We start from the raw sequence: 22,146 nt of genomic DNA on the forward strand, positions 1-22,146 counted from the left end.
CCGCGTGACCGAGTCGTCCGGCATGCCCGCCGGTGCCCTGCAGCCGACGGACCCGGGCGGGGACTCCTCGCGCGGGACGGTACCGTCCGGGAGCGCCACGGACCTCGAGACCCTGCTCGGCACCGGGCTGGCGTCTGCCCAGGAGTCGCTGGAGCGCGACGGCGGGCTCCTGCCGTTCGCCCTGGTGGTGGAGAACGACGGCGGGGTACGCCTCGTAGCGGTCGCCCCTGCCGATGCGACGACGGACGGCGGTGACGTCGATGCGGACGGCATGATCAGCGACCTCACGGAGCTCCTGCGGCAGCACCGCGACGAGTTCCGTGCCGCCGCGATCGTCTGTGACATCACACTGCTGGACGAGCAGTCCGACGCCGTCCACGTCGCCGCCGAGCATCAGGACGGCTCTGTCTTCGCAGCCGTGCTGCCGTACCGCCACGATCCCGGGACGAACGGGCCGGCGTTCGGCGAACTGTCGGCCGACACCATCGAACCTGCCGTCTGGGTGGACTAGGCCGAGCCGGACACCACGCCGAGCTTCTCGGCCCGGACATCCTGCCCGCGGACCGACGAGCCGATCGGGACGGACGACGGCGGCACCCTGCGGAAGGGGGCCTCCGCCGTCGGACCGCCGGCGGTCAGTGCGCGGACAGGCGTTCCTGCAGGGAGGCGAGCTCGGCGCGCAGAGCGTCCGGGAGCGAGTCCCCGAACCTGGCGTACCACTCCTCGATCGAGGCGAGTTCGACGTCCCATTCCTCCCGGTCGACGCGTACCGCGGCCTCCACCTCGGCGGGCGTCATGTCCAGTCCCGTCAGATCGAGCGCGTCCCCCGTGGGGACGAACCCGATGGGCGTCTCGACGGCGTCCGCCGTGCCCTCCAGCCGCTCGATCACCCACTTCAGCACGCGCGCATTGTCACCGAAGCCGGGCCACGCGAAGCCGCCGGACGCGGTGCGGCGGAACCAGTTGACCAGGAAGATCTTCGGCAACCGTGCCTGGTCCGCGCTGGCACTGAGCGTGAGCCAGTGCTGCAGGTAATCACCGGCGTCGTAGCCGATGAAGGGCAGCATGGCCATGGGGTCGCGGCGCACCCGGCCCACCTCACCCGCGGCGGCAGCGGTGGTCTCCGACGACAGCGTCGAGCCCATGAAGATGCCGTTCGCCCAGCTGCGGGCCTGCGTGACGAGCGGGACCGTCGTCTTGCGGCGCCCGCCGAAGAGGATGGCGGAGAGCTCGACGCCGTCGGGCCGGTTGAACTCCTCGGCGAGCATGTCGATCTGGTCGATCGGCGTGCAGAAGCGGGCGTTGGGGTGCGCGGCGGTGCGGTCCATGTCCGGCGTCCAGTCGCGGCCCTGCCAGTCCGTGAGGTGGGCGGGCACCTCGTCGGTCATGCCCTCCCACCAGACTCCGCCGTCATCGGTCAGGGCGACATTGGTGAAGACCGAGTTGCCCTTGGCGATGGCGCGCATCGCATTCGGGTTGGTGTTCCAGCCGGTCCCGGGCGCGACGCCGAAGAGGCCCGCCTCGGGGTTCACGGCCCGCAGCTCACCTTCCTTGCCGAAGCGCATCCAGGTGATGTCGTCGCCCAGGGTCTCGACCTTCCAGCCGTCGATCGTGGGGTCGAGCAGCGCCAGGTTCGTCTTGCCGCAGGCAGACGGGAACGCCGCGGAGAGGTAGTAGGTCCTGTCCTGGGGTGAGGTGAGCTTGAGGATCAGCATGTGCTCCGCGAGCCAGCCCTCGTCGCGGGCCATGACGGACGCGATGCGCAGCGCGTAGCACTTCTTGCCGAGCAGGGCGTTGCCGCCGTATCCGGAGCCGTAGGACCAGATGGAGCGTTCCTCGGGGAAGTGGACGATCCACTTCTCCTCGTTGCAGGGCCAGGGGACGTCGGCCTCACCGTCGGCGAGGGGTGCACCGACCGAATGGAGGGCAGGCACGAACCCGGCGTCGAGTTCGGTCATGCGGTCCAGGACGGAGGTGCCGATCGTCGCCATGATGCGCATGGACGTCACCACGTAGGCACTGTCGGTGATCTCGACGCCGAACTTGGGGTCCTCGGCGTCGAGGTGCCCCATGACGAACGGGATGACGTACATCGTGCGGCCGCGCATGGCGCCGGAGAACAGGCCGGTGAGCTTCGCCTTCATCTCGGCCGGGTCCATCCAGTTGTTCGTGAAGCCCGCTTCCCGCTTCTCGGCGGAGCAGATGAAGGTCTGCTCCTCGACCCGGGCCACGTCCCTGGGGTCCGAGAACGCCGCGAAGGAGTTCGGGAACGTCTCGGGGTTGAGGCGGGTGAAGGTCCCGCTCTCGACCAGTTCGTCCGTGAGGCGCCGGTTCTCCGCCTCCGACCCGTCGACCCAGACGACGTCGGCGGGTTGCGTCAGGGTCCGCACCTCGTCGACCCACGCGAGCAGGGCCCGATGGGTCGTCGGCGCAGTGGGGGGTGTGTCGACCACAAGCTGTCGTACAGGTTCTCCCATTACTCTTCCCTTCGTTGGGTGCCTGGTGTGTACCGATGCTAGGGGCGGGATATTTCATGCAAGGGACCGATCGACGAGAGATGCGACCGGGACGTGGGGTGTTCCGCGTCACCGCGCCGATGTCCAGCGCTTACGTTACGCCTTTGTGTGACGAAGGTCACATAGACCGGTCTAGTAACCGCGATGGACCCGGCTGATTAGGCGCCGCAGCCAATCCGCGCTAGAGTTGTTTTCGGCCAAACGGCCAGCTTGTAGGACTCATCCGCACTGCGGATCGACGGACTACGGATGCGTGCGTAGCTCAACGGATAGAGCATCTGACTACGGATCAGAAGGTTGGGGGTTCGAATCCCTTCGCGCGCACCACGGTCGGCATAGACCACGAAAGGCCCCGACTGCGGTCGGGGCCTTTTTGCATGCGGGTTGCTCCCCCCGCCGGGTGGGTGGGAGGCTCAGCCTATGAGCGAACCCCAGAGCATCGATGTCATCGTGATCGGCGCCGGCGCCGTCGGAGAGAACGTAGCGGGACGGGTGGTCGAGAAGGGCCTCTCGGCGGTGCTCGTCGAGTCCGACCTCATCGGGGGTGAATGCTCCTACTGGGCCTGCATGCCGAGCAAGGCCCTCCTCCGCCCGGGTACCGTCCTCAACGCCGCGCGCGGTGTGGCCGGCGCTCGCGAAGCCGTCACGGGTTCTCTCGACCCGCAGCAGGTGCTCGCCCGCCGCACGTCCTTCACCTCCGACTGGGACGACTCCTCGCAGGAGGAATGGGTCGCCTCGGCGGGCATCACCCTGGAGCGAGGCTGGGCCAAGCTCATCGGCGAACGTGAGGTCGCCATCCGCCACGACGACGGATCCGTGAGCACCTACCGCGCGGACCACGCCGTCGTGCTCGCCACGGGCTCGACGCCGACCGTCCCGCCCATCGACGGGCTCGCCGACCTCGACTACTGGACCACCCGCGACGCGACCTCGGCGAAGGAGGTCCCCGCGAGCCTCGCCGTGCTCGGCGGCGGCGTGGCCGGCGTCGAACTGGCCCAGGCCTACGCGCGGCTCGGCGCGGAGGTCACCGTCATCGCCCGCAGCGGGATCCTCGGCAACTACCCGAAGGAAGCCTCCGACCTCGTGCTCGATGCCCTCCGCGGCGAGGGACTCACCATCCTGACGGACACGGCGACCAACGCCGTGCGCGTGGAGGGCGGCCGGTTCGTGCTCGACGTCGGCGAGGGCCAGACCGTCACGGCCGAGAAGCTCCTCGTCTCGACGGGACGGCACCCGCACACCTCCGGCCTCGGACTCGAGAGCATCGGCCTGGATCCGACGACTCTGACCCGGGACGACACCGGGCGCGTCCCGGACACCGGAGGGTGGCTGTACGCCGTGGGCGACGCGGGCGGCGTCGTCCAGCTGACGCATCAGGGCAAGTACGAGGCCCGCATGACGGGTGACGCCATCGCCGCCCGCGCGCAGGGCACCCTCGGCGACTCCGCCGCGGACTGGAGCACCTACACGTCGACGGCGGACCGGGGCGCCGTCCCCCAGGTGGTGTTCACCGACCCCGAGATCGCCATGGTGGGCCGCACCCTCGACCAGGCCCGGAAGGACGGCGTCAACGCCTCCGAGACATCCCTCGAGATCGCCGTCGCCGGGTCCTCGCTGCACTCCGACGGGTACAAGGGCTGGGCTCAGATGGTCGTCGACGAGGACAAGAAGGTGATCGTGGGCGTCACCTTCGCCGGGCCGGAGGTGTCGGAGATGCTGCACGCCGCCACGATCGCGATCGTCGGTCAGGTCCCCCTCGACCGGCTGTGGCATGCCGTACCCGCCTATCCCACCGTGAGCGAGGTGTGGCTGCGACTGCTGGAGAAGTACGGGCTGTAGACGGCGGGGAGCGTTCACGTAGTCCCGCGGACAAGTCGAGTGTGACCTGCCGAATCTAGGGTGGACGCTACTCCTGCGTCCATTCGGCGGTGGCGGTAGGCTACGACCCCTCAGGCGCACGGGTGGGTGGATGACATGGACATCACGAGACGAACACTGATCGAGGCCGGGGCTGCGGCAGGCGCAGGGTGGGCGTTGGCACCGCACCTCACCTCCGCAGCCACCGCGGCCGTCCTGCCGGGGGTCACTCCCTTCACCGAGCAACTGCCCACCCTGACGGAACTGGGCGTCATCGACGCGACGGGCGGGGGCGCTGCAACCCTCGAGATGGTCAACGCCCGCCATCGATTCCATCGTTCGATGGCCGCGACACCGACGTTCGCTTATCGCGGCGCCGCCGCGCAGAACTACCTCGGCCCCGTCATCGTGGCGAAGCAGGGTGTCCCGTTCGACCTGACGATGGTGAACCGTCTCGGCGTCCATCCGCTGGCCTCCGCTCTCGACTACGACCTCGAGGGCACCGTGGAGGCCGACGCCACCACCCCCCGCGCCTCGACACACCTCCATGGCGGGAACACCAGTCCGGGCAACGACGGCGATCCGACCGACATCGTTGCGCCCGGCGCATCGAAGACCTACCACTACGGGAACACGCAGGAAGCTGCCGGTCTCTGGTACCACGATCACGCCCTGGGCATCACACGGCTGAACGTGTACGCGGGACTGGCCGGCGGCTATCTGATCCGCAACGGCGACGACCCGGGCGACGGCACCACCGGCCTGCCCCCCGCCCCGTTCGAGCAGCCGCTGGTGATCCAGGATCGTATGTTCAACGGCGACGGCACGTTCCTCTACCCGCCCAACGCCAATCCCGGGACGGCCGGCCGCCCCTGGGCGCCCGAATTCTTCGGTGACGTCGCCACCGTCAACGGCAAGGTGTGGCCGAACCTCGATGTCGCCCGGGGCAAGTACCGGTTCCGTGTCTACAACGGGTCGAACGCCCGTTTCTACAATCTCAGGATCAGGTCCGCCGGCCCCGCCAACAGGTTCTCCCAGATCGGTTCGGACGGCGGCCTGCTCAATGCCCCCGTTCCCCTGACCGCACTGCTGCTCGGCCCGGGCGAGCGGGCGGACATCGTGATCGATTTCGCCGGGCTGAGGCCCGGCACGAAGGTCCTCCTCATCAACGACGCCCGAGCACCGTTCCCTTCCGGTCCACGCACCGTGCAACAAGGCGGATCACCCCTTCCACGGATCATGCAGTTCACGGTGACGGGCGCTCCCGGGTGGACAGCACCGCTGCCCGCAAGGCTGCGCACCGCGCCCATCACTCCGCTGGCCACCCCCGCCCGACCCGTTACCGCCCTCCGCACCATGACGCTGGTCGAGAACCTCAACGCCCTCGGCTCCCCCCTCATGGCGTTGCTGAACAACAGGACCTTTGAGGCCGACGGCGCCACGACCACCGTCGGCGCAGGCAGCCTCGAACAGTGGGAGCTGGTCAACACCACCGTGGATGCGCACCCGATCCACCTGCACTTCACCCAGTTCCAGGTGCTCAACCGGCAGAAGGTCGACTCCGCCGGCTATTTGGCCGCCAATTACGGACCCCAACCTCTGGCGCCGAACACCGGCGCGTTCCCGCCGGCACCGGTTGCCGCGTTCCTAAGGGGCGGCGCGCAGGCACCACCCGCCAATGAACGGGGATGGAAGGACACGGTCGTCGCCATGCCGGGGGAGGTCACGCGGATCGTCATCCCCTTCGGCGCGAACGCGCGCGGCTCCGTGACCGCCTTCCAGTCGTCGTTCACCGGACCCTATGTGTGGCACTGCCATGTCCTCGAGCACGAGGACAACGACATGATGCAGCGCTACTTCATCGCCTAGACACCGGGAAGGGTCGAGGCCCGGCGCACCACGAAGTCCGTGACGTCGGCGTCGCGCCCGTCGAGCTCGGACCAGGCGCCGTCGAACGTCATCACGGTGAGCCCCGACGTCGGGTAGTCCGTCGCGAGGTCCATGACCGCGTGCTCGCTGGAGCGGACGGAGGCCAGGCGCATCGCCAGGTCCTGGATACCGGGATTGTGCCCGATGACGAGAAGGCTGGTCACGGTCTGCGGCACGTGGTTGATGAGGGCGAGCATCTCCGAGGGACGGGCCGCATAGAGCTCGTCCTCCAGTTTGGGCGTGGGCGCCTTGTCCCCCAGCTCCTTGCACACCCAGGTGCACGTCTGGCGGGTGCGCAGGGCGGTGGAGACGAGGATGAAGTCGGGGACGGCGTCGTGCTCCAGCATCCAGCGGCCGACGAGCGGTGCGTCGGCATGGCCGCGCGAACTGAGCGACCGCTCGTGGTCGGGGAGGCCCGCCTGGAACTCGGCCTTCGCGTGGCGCAGCAGCATGAGTCGTTTCAGGTGGGAGGCCATTCCCGCAGTCTAGGGCTTCCCCGGCACGCGCAGCTGCCTAGATGGAGTACTCGGGAGCTGCCCAGACCACGACTTCGGGGTGGTCGTAGAAGCGGTAGCCCTGGCCGCGGACGGTACGCACCGTGTTGGCCAGGCGGCCGAGCTTGGAGCGGAGGCGGCGGATGTGCACGTCGATGGTGCGTTCGTTGGGCACCTCGTCTGCGTTCCGCCACAGGCCGCTGAGGAGTTCCTCCCGGCCCACCGTGCGGGTCGCGTTCTCCACGAGGTAGTTCAGGAGTTCGAACTCCTTGAAGGTGAGGTTCAGGGTCTCACCGTCGAGGTGGACCTCGCGCCGCGAGAGGTCGATGAGCACGCCCGTGGGCCTGGACTGCTGTGCCCGGGACGGCGTGGTGGCCGCCTCGGGACGCGGACGGCGGGCGACCGTGGGATCACCGAGCGCGGCGCGGACGACGTCGATGTCGGACCCGGGAGCATCCGCCGGGGCGAGGGCGACGGCGGCGTGGCTCTCGGCGGTCGGCACGAGGGAGCGCACGTAGGCCCGGACGTCCTGCGCAAGCTTGGTGAAGGTGGTGCCCGCGGCGGCGGCGGTGGCCTCATCGAGGGCGACGTAGAGCACGAAGCCCCGCGCAGTGGTGTCGCCGGTGACCGCCTGCGGGCCCGGCACGCCGTTGGGCGCGACGACGGGGACGGGAGCGGTCATGGTGGACCCGATGTCCCCGCCGGGAACGGACTGGAGGCGGGACTGGGCGGCCGGAGGCTGCTGCGGGTGACCGGGAAGAGGGTGTCCGAAGGGAGGTCGCGCCTGGCGGTTCTGGGGTGAGCGGAGTGAGATGTGGACGTAACCCGGATTTACTGACATGGAACCAACCTCGTGAAGTGTGCCGTCATCGCGGCTCGAATGCGGGATGTGCCCGGTCGGGATGAAGAGGATCGCCCGCCGTTGGGCTCGAGAATGCGTAAGAAGGGTCGGGGTGTAACCGTTACGCGTGCATTCGAAGACAGCAGCGGTCCGCTCCGGACACGACGCCCGGGAAGGAGACTGCGGCTGCACATGCGAGTGAAGGGGTGTTCACGTGACGAATTATTGCACGTAACAATCGGCTACGCGCAAGTAACAAAGGTGGATAGTCCAGCATGCGGACGCCCCGCTCGGAAGACGGAAGGCGCAGGGACGGGGCCCGCTCCGTCAGGATGGCGCAGAATATCTACGCGCCTCACCGGATGGAGTCGATTCGTCCGATTGCAAACCCTCACGAGGGCTGCCGGCGAGGCACGCCGAGCCATCAAGAGACGAAGCGGTTCGGTGGAGGTCCTAGCCGACGACGCCGTAGAGGCGGTCCCCGGCGTCGCCGAGGCCCGGGACGATGTACGACTTCTCGTTGAGCCGCTCGTCGATCGAGGCCAGGACGATCGTGACGTTGTGGCCCTCGAGCTCCTCCTTCAAGGTGGCGAGCCCCTCGGGCGCGGCGAGCAGGCAGATGCAGGTGATGTCCGCGGCTCCCCGGGCGAACAGGAACTTGATGGCCTCGCGGAGGGTACCTCCCGTGGCGAGCATCGGGTCGAGCACGAACACCTGGCGCCCCGTGAGGTCGTCGGGCAGCCGCTCGGCGTAGGTGATGGCCTCGAGGGTCTCCTCGTTGCGGGCCATCCCGAGGAAGCCCACCTCGGCCGTGGGCACGAGGCGCGTCATGCCCTCGAGCATGCCGAGGCCGGCGCGGAGGATGGGGACCACGAGGGGGGTCGGCTTCACGAGCCCCACGCCCTCGGTCCTCGTGACCGGCGTCTCGATGGACACGGTCTCCACGCGGACATCACGCGTGGCCTCGTAGGCCAGCAGGGTGACGAGCTCCTCGGTGAGGAGCCGGAACACCGGCGACGACGTGTCCTTGTCCCGGAGAACCGTGAGTTTGTGGGCTACCAGGGGGTGGTCGACTACCAGTACACGCATACCCCAAAAGTACCATTGGAGCCATGACCTCCTCCCTCCCCGCCTCCCCCGCGCACCGGGCATGGATGGGGCTGGCCCTGGAAGCAGCCGCCCTGACCCGCCCGAGCGCGGACGTGCCGATCGGCGCCGTCGTCGTCGGGCCCGACGACGAGGTGCTCGGCACCGGCTGGAACCAGCGCGAGGAGCTCGGAGATCCGACGGCGCACGCCGAGGTGCAGGCCATCCGGGCCGCCGCGGCACGCCTGGGCGGATGGCGCCTCGCGGGCTGCACGCTGGTGGTGACGCTCGAGCCGTGCGCCATGTGCGCGGGCGCCTCCGTGCTGGCGCGCATCCCCCGCGTGGTCTTCGGGGCCTGGGACGAGAAAGCGGGAGCGTCGGGCTCGGTGTTCGACGTGCTGCGCGAGCGACGGCTCAACCACTGGACCGAGGTCTTCTCGGGGGTCCGCGAGGGAGAGTGCGCCCTGCTGCTCACGGAGTTCTTCGCCGCCCAGCGGTCCGGTACCGGCCCCGGTGATGGCTCGGGGTGATTCTGCGTAGGCTGATGAGATCCGCAGCATCCCCCTCGAAGGAGTAGACGTGGCAGACCAGCAGGACGGCTTGAAGGAAGTACAGGACATCCTCGGCAGGACCGACATCGCGATCCTCACCACGGTGAGCCTCGACGGCCGCCTGGTGAGCAGGCCCCTCGCGCTCCAGGCGAAGGACTTCGACGGCGACCTCTGGTTCTTCACGGAGGACCCCTCCCCCAAGGCCGACGAGATCCGCGCCAACCCGCAGGTCAACGTCTCCGCGAGCACGGGCAAGGGCTACGTCTCGATCGCGGGCACGGCCACCCTGACGAAGGACCAGGCGAAGATCGACGAACTGTGGGGGCCGTCGGTGTCCGCGTGGTTCGAGAACGGTCGCGAGGATCCCGCCGTCGCCCTCATCCACGTCGACGCCGACACCGCCGAGTACTGGTCCATGGACGCGCCGCGCGTCGTCTCGGCCGTGAAGATGGTCAAGGGCCTCGTGACCGGGAGCAAGCCCGACGGCGGCAGGAACGACGTCGTCGAGCTCCCCTAGAGTGTCCGCCGGGCCCGTTTTGGGCCTGGGGCGGTGCACCCGGTAACGTAGTGGCGTTGGTGACGTGTCCGAGCGGCCGAAGGTGCAACACTCGAAATGTTGTTTGGTGTAAAAGCCAACGTGGGTTCAAATCCCACCGTCACCGCCACATGACAGAACCCCTGCCCCCTCCAGCTGGAGGGAAAGCAGGGGTTCTGTCGTTCCCGGGGTCAGCCCTCGTCGGCAGCGGCGGCGGCGGCAGCCTTGAGCGCGTCCTTCTCGGCGCGCAGGGCCTCGGTCTCGTGCTGCTCCTCGGCCTTCTCCTGGTGGATGACCTCCGCGAAGAGCTTCTCCATCTCCTTGGCCACACCGGCGGCCGACGCCGGGTTCTGGCCGGTCACCAGTCGCTCGTCGACGACGACCTTCTCCTCGAAGACATCGGCGGAAACGTGCGTGGCACCCTGTTCCTCGAGCCGGTCCGCCAGGAAGAACGGGATCACCGTGTCCTTGCCTGCGGCGACCTCCTCCTCGTTGGTGAAGGCGGCCACCTTCCGGCCCTCGACGAGGCGGAGCCCGTTCTCCAGTTCCACGCCCAGCAGGCCCGCTGGTCCGTGGCAGACCGCACCGACGAGGCCGCCCGCGTTGTACACGCCGGCGACGAGCTTCTGCAGGCCCGCGCTGTCCGGGAAGTCCCACATCGTGCCGTGACCGCCGACGAGGTAGACGGCGTCGTACTGGCCGGGATCCACGACGTCCACGCGGGCGGTGTTGTAGAGGCCCGCCCGGGTGGTCTCGTCCTCGGTGAAGGCCACCTGGATGGGATCGGTGGTGTCCACCTCGTCGCGCGGGGGCTGGCCGCCCTGGATCGAGGCGAAGTCGACGAAGTGCCCGGAATCCTTGAACACCTTCCAGGGATGCGCGGCCTCGGCCACGTTGTAGCCGGTCTTCTCCCCCGTGTCGCCGAGCTCGGAAACGCTGGTCAGAACCATGAGGATCTTCTTCATGTCGTGCTCCTTTCGTCTCCTTTCCACCCTACGGGGCTCGTTCTCGCACGGCGTCACCCGGGCGATAGCCTGAGGGGATGGCAATCCGGGTGCTCGCAGTGGGCCGCAAGCATGAGAGCTGGGTGTCCGAGGGCATCGAGCGGTACTCCAGGCGGCTGAAGAAGCCCTTCGACCTCTCCTGGCAGCTCATCGCCCACTCGGCGAGGGAGCACGATCCGGCGCGCAAGGAGGAATCGGAGCGACTCCTCTCGAGGCTGGGGACCGACTATGTGGTCCTCCTCGACGAGCGCGGCAAGCCCATCGACTCGCCCACCCTCTCCCGGACCCTCCTGAAACCACTCGAGGCCTCGCGCAGCGTCACGGTGATCATCGGCGGCGCCTACGGCGTCGACCAGCAGGTGCACCAGCGGGCCGACTTCACCTGGTCCCTCTCGCCCCTGGTCTTCCCCCACCAGCTGGTGCGCCTCATCCTCGCCGAGCAGGTGTACCGGGCGCAGGAGATCGCGGGCGGGCGCGCCTACCACCACGAATAGGCGTCCGAGGTAACGATCTCGGTACGACGCGGCGCACCGCTGTGGCGCCGGGGGCCGCGGCCGTAGGGTGAGCCCATGACTACACTGCTGGGGAGCAAGCGTTGGATCGCGGCCGTTGCGGCCGCTGGAGCACTCGTCGCCGTGAGCGGCTGCGCGGCGTCGGATTCGGGGACCGGGGAACCGGCGTCGTCGTCGTCCGGGACCACGAGCGACGCTCCGACGGCGGCCGGACCGTCCGCGGAATCGACGTCCCCGACGACGACTCCGGCACCTTCCGCTGCGGCCACGGCCTCGCCGTCGGCTACCCCCGCGCCCGCACGCCCGGCGGATCCCGCGCCGAGCGCGTCGCCGTCGTCGTCGCCGGCGGTGTCCTCGCCGGCTGCGGCCGGCACCTGCACGGCCGCCCAGCTGACCGCGGCAGTCCAGGACCAGCTGGGCGGCGGGGCCGCGGGGAGCGTGTACCGCACCCTGGTGCTGACCAACGCCTCGGATCAGGGGTGCACGGTCGCGGGATACCCGGGAGTGTCCTTCGTGGACGGTGCCGGCACCCAGCTCGGCGCCCCTGCGGACCGCGACGGTGCGGCCTCCGCGCCCGTGCTCCTCGCCCCCGGCGCGTCCGCCGCTGCCACCCTCCGCCAGACCAACGCCCAGAACTACGGGGCGGACTGCGGACTCACCCCCGCGTCCGGTCTCCGCGTCTACCCGCCCGGGGCCACCGATTCGCTCGTCCTGCCCCAGGAGATCCCGGCCTGTTCGGCGGCGTCGATCGTGCTGATGACGGTCGGCCCCCTGCAGGCCGCCTCCTAGCCCGTCCCGGCATGCCGTCGTCCTGACCGAGTGTCGGTGCGCTGGGGCATGATGAGGGAGTGACCCCGGTCCTGACGAGATTCACCCCCGCAACCCACGAGTGGTTCGCGGGTGCCTTCTCCGAACCCACCCCGGCCCAGGAGGGCGCCTGGTCCGCGATCTCCGCGGGCTCCAACGCGCTCGTCGTCGCGCCCACCGGGTCGGGCAAGACCCTCGCCGCGTTCCTCTGGGCCCTGGACCGCCTGATCGCCTCGGGCGAGGGCAGTGGCGACGTCGACCCCGATCCTCCTGCCCCCGCGACGGGCCGGAAGGCCCCGGCGAAGCCGAAGCGCAGCACCCGTGTCCTCTACATCTCACCGCTGAAGGCGCTCGGCGTCGACGTCGAGCGGAACCTGCGCGCGCCCCTGATCGGCATCACGCAGACCGCGAAACGCCTCGGCCTGCCGGCGCCGAGCATCACGGTCGGCGTCCGCTCGGGTGACACCCCGCAGGCCGAACGCCGGGCCATGCTGACGCGGCCACCGGACATCCTCATCACCACGCCCGAGTCCCTCTTCCTCATGCTGACCTCGAAGGCGCGCGAGACGCTCCTGGAGGTGGACACCGTCATCATCGACGAGGTCCACGCCGTCGCCGGCACCAAGCGCGGGGCGCACCTCGCGGTGTCGCTGTCCCGACTCGATGCCCTGCTGGACAAGCCCGTGCAGCGCATCGGGCTCTCGGCCACGGTGGAGCCGAAGGAGACGGTGGCCCGGTTCCTCTCGGGCAACGCCCCCGTGGAGATCGTCGCCCCGCCGTCGAAGAAGCAGTGGGACCTGACCGTCACCGTACCGGTGGAGGACATGACGGAGCTCGGCGGCGCGGCGGCCAACACGGACGACGACGGCGACGCCGTGCCGCAGGCGAGCATCTGGCCGCACGTCGAGGAGAAGATCGTCGACCTGATCCAGCAGAACCGGTCCACGATCGTGTTCGCCAACTCGCGCCGGCTCGCCGAGCGTCTGACCGCACGGCTCAACGAGATCCACGCCGAGCGCCGCGAGCGCGACGCCGTGTGGGCGGCGGGTGGCGACCCGGCCGCCGTCGAGCCCGCCGCGGCGCCGACGTTCGCGCACACCACGGCCACGCCGGCGCAGATGATGGCGCAGGCGGGGCAGAGCACCGGCGCCGAGCCGCTCCTCGCGCGGGCCCACCACGGGTCCGTGTCGAAGGACCAGCGCGCCCTCATCGAGGACGACCTCAAGTCGGGACGGCTGCGCTGCGTCGTCGCCACCAGTTCGCTGGAGCTCGGCATCGACATGGGTGCCGTGGACCTCGTGGTGCAGGTCGAGTCGCCGCACTCGGTGGCGAGCGGCCTGCAGCGCGTGGGGCGTGCCGGCCACCAGGTGGGTGAGGTATCGCAGGGCGTGCTCTTCCCCAAGCACCGCGGGGACCTCGTCAACACCACGGTCACGGTGGAGCGCATGCTCGCCGGGCAGATCGAACCCCTCTACATCCCCACCAACCCGCTCGACATCCTCGCGCAGCAGACCGTCGCGGCCGCGGCGCTCGGCACCATCGACGTCGAGGAGTGGTTCGACGTCGTCCGGACCTCCGCGCCGTTCGCCACCCTGCCCCGCTCGGCCTTCGACGCGACCCTCGACCTGCTCGCCGGGCGCTACCCCTCGGACGAGTTCGCCGAACTGCGCCCGCGCATCATCTGGGACCGCGTGGAGGGCACCATCACCGGACGCCCCGGGGCACAGCGCCTCGCCGTCACCTCCGGCGGCACCATCCCCGACCGCGGACTGTTCGGCGTGTTCCTCGTCGGCTCGGAAGGCGAGGGCCCGCGCGCCGGTGGCCGCCGCGTGGGCGAGCTCGACGAGGAGATGGTCTACGAATCGCGCGTGGGCGACGTCTTCGCGCTCGGCGCCACCAGCTGGCGCATCGAGGAGATCACGCACGACCGCGTGCTGGTCTCCCCCGCCTTCGGCCAGCCCGGCAAGCTCCCGTTCTGGAAGGGCGACTCCCTCGGCCGGCCCGTCGAACTGGGCCGTGCCCTCGGTGCCTTCCGGCGCGAGATGTCAGGAGCGACGCCGGAGAAGGCACAGGAGCGGTGCGGGAGCATCGGGCTCGACGCCTGGGCGTCGGGGAACCTCATCACCTACCTCACCGAGCAGCGCGAGGCCACCGAGGTGGTGCCGAACGACAGGACGCTCGTCGTCGAACGGTTCCACGACGAGCTCGGGGACTGGCGCGTGATCCTGCACAGCCCCTTCGGCATGCCCGTGCACGCACCGTGGGCGCTCGCCGTCGGCGCCCGGCTCGAACAGCGCTACGGCATGGACGGCTCCGCGATGGCCTCCGACGACGGCATCGTGCTGCGCGTCCCCCTCATGGACGACGAACCGCCCGGCGCCGACCTGTTCCTGTTCGACGCCGAGGAGCTCGACGGCATCGTCACGGCCGAGGTGGGCGGGTCCGCGCTCTTCGCCTCCCGCTTCCGCGAATGCGCGGCCCGCGCCCTGCTGCTGCCCCGCCAGAACCCGAGCAAGCGCACGCCCCTGTGGCAGCAGCGGCAGCGGTCGGCGCAGCTGCTCGACGTCGCCAAGAAGTACCCGACGTTCCCGATCGTCCTGGAGACCGTGCGCGAGGTCCTGCAGGACGTCTACGACCTGCCCGCCCTGAAGGACCTCGCGGCCTCGCTCGAACGCCGGGAGCTGCGGATCGTCGAGGTCACCACGCAGCAGCCCTCCCCGTTCGCGCGTTCCATGCTGTTCGGGTACGTCGCGTCCTTCCTGTACGAGGGCGACTCCCCGCTGGCCGAACGCCGGGCTGCCGCTCTGTCGCTCGACCCGACCCTCCTCAACGAGCTGCTCGGACGGGCCGAACTGCGGGAGCTGCTGGACGCCCGGGTCATCGCCGACACCGAACTCGAACTGCAGCGCCTCAAGCCGGACCGCCTGGCCCGCGGACTCGAAGGCGTGGCGGACCTGCTGCGCCTGCTCGGACCGCTCACCGTCGAGGAGATCGCCGAGCGCCTCGCGGCGCCGGCCGACGAGGCGGCCGGCGTCGCCCTCGCCGACGCCCCCCTCGCCGACGCCGTCCCGCTCGCCGTAGCACCCCACGACGGTGCGGCCCTCCGGCCCACGGAGGAGAATCCGGGCGACGGCGAATCCGACCACGACCCCTCGGACGAGGAGCTGCTGGCCGGGAACGCCCCGGCCGCCCCGGACCCCGTCAGGGCCTCCCCCGCGATGGTGCGGGAGCATGTGGCGGCGCTCGTGAAGACGAACCGCGCGCTCACCGTCACCATCGCCGGCGTCGTGCGCATCGCGGCCGTGGAGGACGCCGCCCGCCTCAGGGATGCCCTCGGGGTCCCCCTGCCCATGGGCATCCCCCTGGCCTTCATCGAGCCCGTCGCCGATCCGCTCGGGGACCTCGTGGGGCGCTACGCGCGCACGCACGGGCCCTTCACCGCCGCCGAGGCCGCGTCCCGCCTGGGGCTGGGCGTCGCCGTCGTCGCCGGCTCGCTGCAGCGCCTCGCCGGTGCCGGCCGGGTGGTGGAGGGCGAGTTCCGCCCCGCCGAATCCGTTCCCGTCCTCGACATCTCGGCGGCGTCCGGCGCCGAGCCCGGCACCATCACCGTGCACGCCCCGGCCGCCAGCGAGTGGTGCGACGCCGAGGTCCTGCGCCGCCTGCGCCGCCGGTCGCTGGCCGCCCTCCGGCAGGAGGTCGAACCGGTGGACCCCGCCGCCTACGGGCGGTTCCTGCCCGCCTGGCAGCACATCGGCTCCGGTCTGCGCGGCCTCGACGGCGTGCTCACCGTCATCGACCAGCTCTCCGGCGTCCCCGTCCCCGCTTCCGCCTGGGAGCCGCTGATCCTCGCCCAGCGCGTGGACAACTACGCGCCCGCCATGCTCGACGAACTGACCGCGACCGGCGAGGTGCTGTGGTCCGGTGCCGGGTCGCTGGCCGGCAACGACGGCTGGATCGCCCTGCACCTGGCCGAGAACGCGCCCCTGACCCTCCGCCTTGATCCCACCTTCGAACCGACGGCCCTGCACACGGGACTGCTCGACCTGCTCGCCGGCGGCGGCGGATACTTCCTGCGGCAGCTCACCAATCAGCTCGACGTGCAGGAGGCGACCTCGGACACCGCCGTCGTCACCGCGCTCTGGGATCTCGTGTGGGCGGGCAGGATCAGCAACGACACGTTCTCCCCGGTGCGGGCACTCCTCGCCCACGGCAGGACCGCCCACAAGCAGCGCTCGGTCCCGGCACGGGCGCGGACCCCGCGGGCCGGGCGGCTGGGCCGAGCCCCGGGCAAGTCGCTCACCGGCGCCTCGATGCGCCTGGGTCTCGCCGGTGACGACGGCGCGACGGGCGGCTACCAGCGGGCCACCCCACCCCTCGCGGCCGGGCGCTGGAACATGCTGCCCGCCGTCGAGGGGGAGACCACCCTGCACGCGCACGCGCAGGCGGAACTGCTGCTGGACCGGTACGGCGTTGTCACCCGCGGCGCCGTCGGCAACGAGGGCATCCCCGGCGGGTTCGGCCTCATGTACAAGGTACTGGCGCGGCTCGAGGAGATGGGCCGGTGCCGGCGTGGCTACTTCATCGAACACCTCGGCGCCGCGCAGTTCGCCGTCCCCGCCACCGTGGACCGCCTGCGCTCCTTCAGCGCCGACAACCAGCTGCCCACCGCCCAGGACGTGCTCGGCGGTGAGGCACCTCCACTGAAGGCGGTGGCCCTCGCGGCCACCGATCCCGCCAACCCCTACGGCGCGGCGCTGAGCTGGCCGCAGGCCGACGGCGGCCACCGTGCCGGACGGAAGGCGGGCGCCCTCGTGGTCCTCGTGGACGGAGCGCTCGCCCTCTACGTGGAGCGCGGCGGGAAGACCCTGCTCGCGTTCACTGAGAACACCGACGTCCTGCGGGCGGCAGCACTGGCCCTCGTCACGATCATCCGCCGGGGGGCCGCGGACAAGATGGCCCTCGAGAAGGTCAACGGCGGGGAGATCCTGGACACGGACATCGGCCGCGCCCTCGCGGACGCCGGCTTCCACTCCACGCCGAAGGGGCTGAGGATCCGTGCCTGAGGGGGATACCGTCTGGCGGGCTGCCCGCGAGCTGCACCGTGCCCTCGCCGGGAAGACGCTGACGCGCTGCGACATCCGCGTGCCCCGCTTCGCCACGGTGGACTTCACGGGTGACACCGTGCAGGAGGCGGTGTCCCGCGGGAAGCACCTGCTCATCCGGGGCGGGGGCGACGACGGCTGGGACATCCACTCCCACCTCAAGATGGAGGGCCTCTGGCACGTGTACGCGCGCGGGGAGAAGTGGCGGAGGCCGGCGTTCAAGGCGCGCTGCATCCTGGAGACCGCGGACGCCGTCGTCGTCGGCTTCGAACTCGGCTTCCTGCGCGTGATCACCCGTGCGGAGGAGGACGACGCCGTCGGGTACCTGGGACCCGACCTGCTCGGTCCCGACTGGGACGCGGACGAGGCCCTGCGACGCCTGAGGGAGCAGCCGGAGCGGCCCATAGGCCTGGCACTGCTCGACCAGCGGAACCTCGCCGGGATCGGCAACGTGTACCGGTGCGAGCTGTGCTTCCTCGCCGGCGTCCACCCGCTCACCCCGGTGGGAGAGGTCCCGAACCTGCCGCGCATGGTCGAGCTGTCGAAGAAGCTCCTCGAGGCGAACAAGGAACGCAGCACCCGGGCGACGACGGGACAGCTCCGCGGCAACACCCTCTGGGTGTACGGGCGGTCCCGGCGGGGCTGCCTGCGCTGCGGCACGCCCGTCGCACTCGAACAGCTCGGCGACCGGGAGACCGAGCTGCGGGAGCTCTACTACTGTCCGCACTGCCAGCCGCGATTGGAAGCCCCGGCGGGGGCGGCACTACCCTGACCAGGTGGACGGAATCCGACGGGTGATGCGCTGATGGCGATGAAATCACCCCTGCCCGTGCGCAACGGCGTCAACGCGACACGGCTCCGTCTGCCCGTGGAGGGTCCGTGGGAGACCGCCCTCGCCTACATCCTCGACCGGTTCGACCACGTGGATCCGGAGGGCATCGGCGAGCGCTTCGACCGCGGCGAGGTGGTCGCGCTGGGCGGCGAGGTCCTGACGCGGTCCACCCCGCTCGGTGAGCACACGTTCGTCTGGTACTACCGTGAACTGCCGGTCGAGGAGCGGCTGCCCGTCGAACTGTCGATCCTGCACCAGGACGATCACCTGCTCGTCGTCGACAAGCCGCACTTCCTGCCGACCACACCGGGCGGCATGTACGTGGCGGAATCGGCCCTCGTACGGCTGCGCGTGACGCTCGGCCTCCCCGACCTCATCCCCATGCACCGGCTGGACCGCATGACGGCGGGTATCCTCATGTTCTCGGTCGATCCGGACACCCGCGGCGCGTACCAGCTGCTCTTCGAGAACAGGCGGATCAGCAAGGAGTACCGGGCCGTGGCGCCCGTCCGGCCGGAGCTGCGGCTCGACGAGGGCCCCCTGGACGTGCGCAGCCGGATCGTGAAGTCCCGGACCTACCTGCTGGCCCAGGAGGTCGAGGGACCGGCGAACACCCACACCACCGTGAGCCTGCTGGACCAGCGCGGCGAGCGGGGCCTGTACCGGCTGCAGCCCCACACCGGGAAGACGCATCAGCTCCGGCTGCACATGGCGTCCCTCGGACTCGGCATCGTCAACGACCCGTTCTACCCGGTCCTGCACCCCCAGGCGCCGGACGACTACACCCGGCCGCTGCAGCTCCTCGCACACAGCATCGCGTTCACCGACCCGGTGGACGGCACGGAGCGGCGCTTCGAGTCCGGCCTCACGCTGAGAGAATTCGCCTGACTCCTCCGGGTCCTGTCCGGCCCGAGTTCGCCTGACTCCTCCGGGTCCTGCCGGGTCCTGTCCGGGTCCTGTCCGGCTCCCGGGCCTGCTCCTGCCCCCGGGTCTGCCCCGGCTCCTACCCCTGTTCCGGCCCGTCCCCTCCAGGTGCCCCAGCGGCACGCGGGTCCTGACGGTACATTTGCGGTGTGGACCTGCCCGGAACGGACATCCCCGCCCCGCTCTACCTCCTCGTCATGCTGGCCGTCGTCGTCGTCGATGTGGTCCTCCCCGTGGTGCCGTCGGAACTGCTCGTGATCGGCGCCGGCACGATGGCCGCCGACGGCATGCTCCTGCTGCCCCTCGTGGCCCTCACCGCCCTGACCGGCAGCTGGCTCGGTGATGTCGCACTGTTCCTGCTGTTCCGGCGCCGGCTCACGCACCTCCTCGACCGCTTCGCCTGGGGGCGCCGCATCCACCGCGGGCTGCGCGAAGCCATCGACAAGGCCGGGTCGTCGCCCACCTACGCCGCCGTCGTCGCCGTCCGCTTCCTGCCCGGCGGTCGCACCGCGAGCACGGCCGCGGCGGGCATCGCGGAACTGCCTCTCCGCCCGTTCATGCTCGCGGCCGCCGCCGGCGGCGCCCTGTGGACGGCCTGGCTGGTCGGGCTCGGCTACGTCGCCGGTGCTTCGACGGGGTTGCCCGCCTGGGTGGGTGCCCTGCTCGGAATGGCGGTCGGTACGCTTGTGGGAGCCATCACAGCGGCGATCCTGACCCTGAAGAAACACCGGAAGGCCAAGAAAGCGCATGAGCACCCCGAAGAACCCGGGTCCGAGGCTCCCTGACAAGCCGGCCAGGCCCCCGATGGTCGCACAGGAAGTCCCTGCGGCCACCCCCTCCGCCGACACGGCAAGTGTCCTCGATCGCCTCAAGGCTGCTCGGCCACGCATCGCTGCGGCCGCTGACCACGACGACGCCGGCCAGCCACCGGCGGCGGGCACCGGGGCGCGTGGCGGGAGCCGGAGCGGAAGCGGCAACCGTGCAGCGTCCGCAGGCAGCTCCCCCAGGGCCGGAGACGCGGGCAACCCTCACACGGCCGGCGGCGCGGGTACGACGGGCGGCAGCGACGCACGCTCGCGCACCACGGGCGTGGCGGTCGGGGCCGCGGACGGCGCAGGAGCCCCGGGCGGCCAGGGCGGCAAGGGCGGGAACGCCGGCGGCCCCGACGCGGCGGAGCGGCTACGCGTCGCTGCCGCCCGGGCGAGGGCAGCGGCGGGCGTGACCGGCAAGGCCATCAACCGGGGCAGCAGCGCGACGGTCAGCCACGTCTCCTCCTGGGATCCCGACGTCGTCCGGCAGGTCGCCGTGACGGTCTGCGCCGTCGTCTGCATCCTCGGATCGGCTGCGGGTGTCGGGGCGTTCGGCGGCCCGTCGATCCGGGACGCCGCCGGCGGACTGTTCGCCCCGGATGCGACGCTGCTGGCGCCGTCCTCGGTGGCCTTCTCGATCTGGAGCGTGATCTACGCGGGCCTCGTGGCGTACACGGCGTTCCAGTGGCTGCCGTCGCAGCGGAGGACCGAACGCCAGCGGAGCCTGGGCTGGTCCGTCGCGGCCTCCATGATCCTGAACCTCGCCTGGATCCTGAGCGCGCAGGCCGGCCGCCTGACCCTGAGCCTCGTGGTGATCATGCTGCTGTTCTTCACGCTCCTGGCCGCGGTCCGCGCCATGAACGACCACCCCACCCAGACGCGGCTCGAGGGTGCCCTCGTGGATGTGCCGATCGGCCTCTACCTGGGCTGGGTCCTGCTGGCAGCGGCCGCGAACTGGGCGGCGTTCCTCACGGATCGGGAAGCGGACCTCTTCGGATGGTCCGGTGTCACGTGGTCCATCCTCGGGATCAGCGCCGTCCTGGTCACGGCCGCGGTCATCTGCTCGACGGACCGCGGACGGCTGTCCGTGGCCCTGGCCACCACGTGGGGGCTGCTGTGGATCGCCGTCGAACGGGTGATGGGCCAGCCGGTGGCGATCAACCTCGCGTTCTTCGCGGCGCTGGCGATCTTCCTCCTGCTCATCACGGCCGGCTCCCGCCGGCACCGCGTGGACCACGAGTACCGGCACTGGCTCCGCGCCCAGCAGGATGCCCAGCGCGAGCCCGTCCACCTGCTCGGCGACGACTACGAGGACTCGCGCTACTAGCCCTGATCGCCCACGGTGACGGCGATCTTGCCGCGCACGTGGCCGTCGATGCTGCTGCGGAACGCGTCCGCCGCGCGCTCCAGCGGGAAGGTCGCCGCGAGGACGGGCGTGACGCTCCCTGCTTCGACGAGCTCCGTGAGGGCGAGCAGGTCCTCCGGGTTCGGCCGGACGAAGACGTACCGGCCGCCCTTGTCCTTCACCCCGGCGTCCGTCACGGAGGCGACCCGGGTGGGGTCCGACAGGTGGGCGAGGGACGCCACCAGGTCGTCGCCGCCCACGAAGTCGACGACGGCGTCGAGCCCCTCCGGTGCCGCCGCGGAGATGCGCTCCCCGAGCCCCTCACCGTAGGTCAGCGGCTCCGCGCCGAGCGAGCGCAGGAGGTCGTGGTTCTTCCCGGACGCCGTGGCCAGCACGCGGGCGCCCCAGGCCTTCGCGATCTGGATCGCATAGGTCCCCACGCCGCCGGCGCCGTTGTGGACCAGGACGGTCTCGCCGTCGGACACGCCGACGGCCCGGAGCGCCTGATACGCGGTGAGCCCGGCCAGCGGCATGGTGGCCGCCTCCGCCCAGGACACGTTGCGTGGTTTCCGGGCGAGGGTCCTGACGGGGGCGGCGACCTGCTCCGCGAAGGTGCCCAGGCCCACGGTGTCCATGCGGACGTAGCCGATGACCTCGTCCCCGGCCTGGAACTCCGTCACCGACGGCCCGGGCCTGACGACGACGCCGGCCACGTCCCATCCCGGGATGACCGGGAAGTAGGTCGGCAGCGCGCCGTCGAGGTACCCGGCCGTGACCTTCCAGTCCACCGGGTTGACCGAGGACGCCCGCACGTCGACGAGCACGGAGTCCGGGCCCACCTTCGGCTCCGGCCGCTCCCCGTACTGGAGGACGTCGGGGTCGCCGTACTGCTCGTAGAACACTGCCTTCATGGGGTCTCCTCCTCGTAGGGCGGCCCGCCTGGTCGCGGCGGCCGGTCGCCTTCCGGCGTCCTCAGGCGGCAACGGGCGCGCCGCCGGGTCT

Annotated in this window: 18 protein-coding genes and 2 tRNA genes; 14 read left to right on the top strand and 6 right to left on the bottom strand. The window is 70.8% G+C overall.

Annotated features, from left to right (window positions below):
- The first annotated feature begins 4 nt into the window (after window positions 1–4).
- Window positions 5–511 carry a hypothetical protein gene (locus ACX80P_RS13385; RefSeq protein WP_459278603.1) on the top strand — a complete coding sequence of 169 codons (507 nt, stop codon included), beginning with the start codon at window positions 5–7 and terminating at the stop codon, window positions 509–511.
- Between the two features lie 124 nt (window positions 512–635).
- On the opposite strand, the gene ACX80P_RS13390 is transcribed toward ACX80P_RS13385, so the two are convergent.
- Entirely contained in the window at window positions 636–2,477 is a 1,842-nt protein-coding gene (locus ACX80P_RS13390; protein WP_459278604.1) for a phosphoenolpyruvate carboxykinase (GTP), read from the bottom strand.
- A 290-nt stretch (window positions 2,478–2,767) separates the two neighbouring features.
- Between ACX80P_RS13390 and ACX80P_RS13395 the strand changes: the two genes are divergently transcribed.
- The 3 genes from ACX80P_RS13395 to ACX80P_RS13405 all read left to right on the top strand — a co-directional run bounded on the left by ACX80P_RS13395 (window position 2,768) and on the right by ACX80P_RS13405 (window position 6,242).
- Window positions 2,768–2,843 (top strand) — tRNA-Arg (locus ACX80P_RS13395).
- A gap of 93 nt (window positions 2,844–2,936) precedes the next feature.
- Entirely contained in the window at window positions 2,937–4,355 is a 1,419-nt protein-coding gene (locus ACX80P_RS13400) for a dihydrolipoyl dehydrogenase family protein (protein WP_459278605.1), read from the top strand.
- Window positions 4,356–4,490: 135 nt separating this feature from the next.
- Entirely contained in the window at window positions 4,491–6,242 is a 1,752-nt protein-coding gene (locus ACX80P_RS13405; protein ID WP_459278606.1) for a multicopper oxidase family protein, read from the top strand.
- On the opposite strand, the gene ACX80P_RS13410 is transcribed toward ACX80P_RS13405, so the two are convergent.
- From ACX80P_RS13410 to upp, 3 genes are all read right to left on the bottom strand, one after another.
- The gene (locus ACX80P_RS13410) at window positions 6,239–6,778 is read right to left on the bottom strand and encodes a SixA phosphatase family protein (RefSeq protein WP_459278607.1); all 540 of its coding nucleotides are present in this window, start codon (window positions 6,776–6,778) and stop codon (window positions 6,239–6,241) included. The two genes, ACX80P_RS13405 and ACX80P_RS13410, sit on opposite strands and share 4 nt — an antisense overlap.
- Before the next feature lie 37 nt (window positions 6,779–6,815).
- Window positions 6,816–7,637, bottom strand: coding sequence for a winged helix-turn-helix domain-containing protein (locus ACX80P_RS13415; protein WP_459278608.1), 822 nt, complete (start codon window positions 7,635–7,637; stop codon window positions 6,816–6,818).
- Between the two features lie 453 nt (window positions 7,638–8,090).
- Window positions 8,091–8,726 (bottom strand): uracil phosphoribosyltransferase, encoded by a 636-nt coding sequence (upp, locus tag ACX80P_RS13420; protein WP_459278609.1) that lies wholly within the window; start codon window positions 8,724–8,726, stop codon window positions 8,091–8,093.
- A 23-nt stretch (window positions 8,727–8,749) separates the two neighbouring features.
- On the opposite strand from upp, the gene tadA reads away from it, so the two are divergent.
- The 3 genes from tadA (at window position 8,750) to ACX80P_RS13435 (ending at window position 9,939) form a co-directional block, all read left to right on the top strand.
- Window positions 8,750–9,253 (top strand): tRNA adenosine(34) deaminase TadA, encoded by a 504-nt coding sequence (tadA, locus tag ACX80P_RS13425; protein ID WP_459278610.1) that lies wholly within the window; start codon window positions 8,750–8,752, stop codon window positions 9,251–9,253.
- Between the two features lie 49 nt (window positions 9,254–9,302).
- Window positions 9,303–9,791: a pyridoxamine 5'-phosphate oxidase family protein gene (locus ACX80P_RS13430; protein WP_459278611.1), complete on the top strand. Its 489-nt coding sequence runs from the start codon at window positions 9,303–9,305 to the stop codon at window positions 9,789–9,791.
- Window positions 9,792–9,849: 58 nt separating this feature from the next.
- Window positions 9,850–9,939 (top strand) — tRNA-Ser (locus tag ACX80P_RS13435).
- Between the two features lie 61 nt (window positions 9,940–10,000).
- On the opposite strand, the gene ACX80P_RS13440 is transcribed toward ACX80P_RS13435, so the two are convergent.
- Complete coding sequence (locus ACX80P_RS13440; protein ID WP_459278612.1) at window positions 10,001–10,774, bottom strand: type 1 glutamine amidotransferase domain-containing protein; 774 nt, start codon at window positions 10,772–10,774, stop codon at window positions 10,001–10,003.
- 77 nt (window positions 10,775–10,851) lie between these two features.
- Between ACX80P_RS13440 and ACX80P_RS13445 the strand changes: the two genes are divergently transcribed.
- The 7 genes from ACX80P_RS13445 (at window position 10,852) to ACX80P_RS13475 (ending at window position 21,126) form a co-directional block, all read left to right on the top strand.
- A complete protein-coding gene (locus tag ACX80P_RS13445) occupies window positions 10,852–11,307 on the top strand; it encodes a 23S rRNA (pseudouridine(1915)-N(3))-methyltransferase RlmH (protein WP_459278613.1) in 456 nt (151 codons plus the stop codon).
- Between the two features lie 75 nt (window positions 11,308–11,382).
- A complete protein-coding gene (locus ACX80P_RS13450; RefSeq protein WP_459278614.1) occupies window positions 11,383–12,114 on the top strand; it encodes a DUF4232 domain-containing protein in 732 nt (243 codons plus the stop codon).
- A 59-nt stretch (window positions 12,115–12,173) separates the two neighbouring features.
- Complete coding sequence (locus ACX80P_RS13455) at window positions 12,174–17,195, top strand: Lhr family helicase (protein WP_459278615.1); 5,022 nt, start codon at window positions 12,174–12,176, stop codon at window positions 17,193–17,195.
- Window positions 17,188–18,006, top strand: a complete 819-nt coding sequence (locus tag ACX80P_RS13460) for an Fpg/Nei family DNA glycosylase (protein WP_199277541.1) — start codon at window positions 17,188–17,190, stop codon at window positions 18,004–18,006. Before ACX80P_RS13455 ends, ACX80P_RS13460 begins: the two co-directional genes overlap by 8 nt.
- A gap of 39 nt (window positions 18,007–18,045) precedes the next feature.
- Window positions 18,046–18,954, top strand: a complete 909-nt coding sequence (locus tag ACX80P_RS13465; protein WP_459278744.1) for an RluA family pseudouridine synthase — start codon at window positions 18,046–18,048, stop codon at window positions 18,952–18,954.
- A 185-nt stretch (window positions 18,955–19,139) separates the two neighbouring features.
- Window positions 19,140–19,775: a DedA family protein gene (locus ACX80P_RS13470; RefSeq protein WP_459278616.1), complete on the top strand. Its 636-nt coding sequence runs from the start codon at window positions 19,140–19,142 to the stop codon at window positions 19,773–19,775.
- A 19-nt stretch (window positions 19,776–19,794) separates the two neighbouring features.
- Window positions 19,795–21,126: a TspO/MBR family protein gene (locus ACX80P_RS13475; protein WP_459278617.1), complete on the top strand. Its 1,332-nt coding sequence runs from the start codon at window positions 19,795–19,797 to the stop codon at window positions 21,124–21,126.
- Here the strand turns inward: ACX80P_RS13475 and ACX80P_RS13480 are convergent.
- A complete protein-coding gene (locus tag ACX80P_RS13480; protein WP_459278618.1) occupies window positions 21,123–22,055 on the bottom strand; it encodes an NADP-dependent oxidoreductase in 933 nt (310 codons plus the stop codon). The genes ACX80P_RS13475 and ACX80P_RS13480 overlap by 4 nt on opposite strands.
- Between the last annotated feature and the right edge of the window lie 91 nt (window positions 22,056–22,146).

This window comes from Arthrobacter arabinosi (assembly GCF_054511115.1).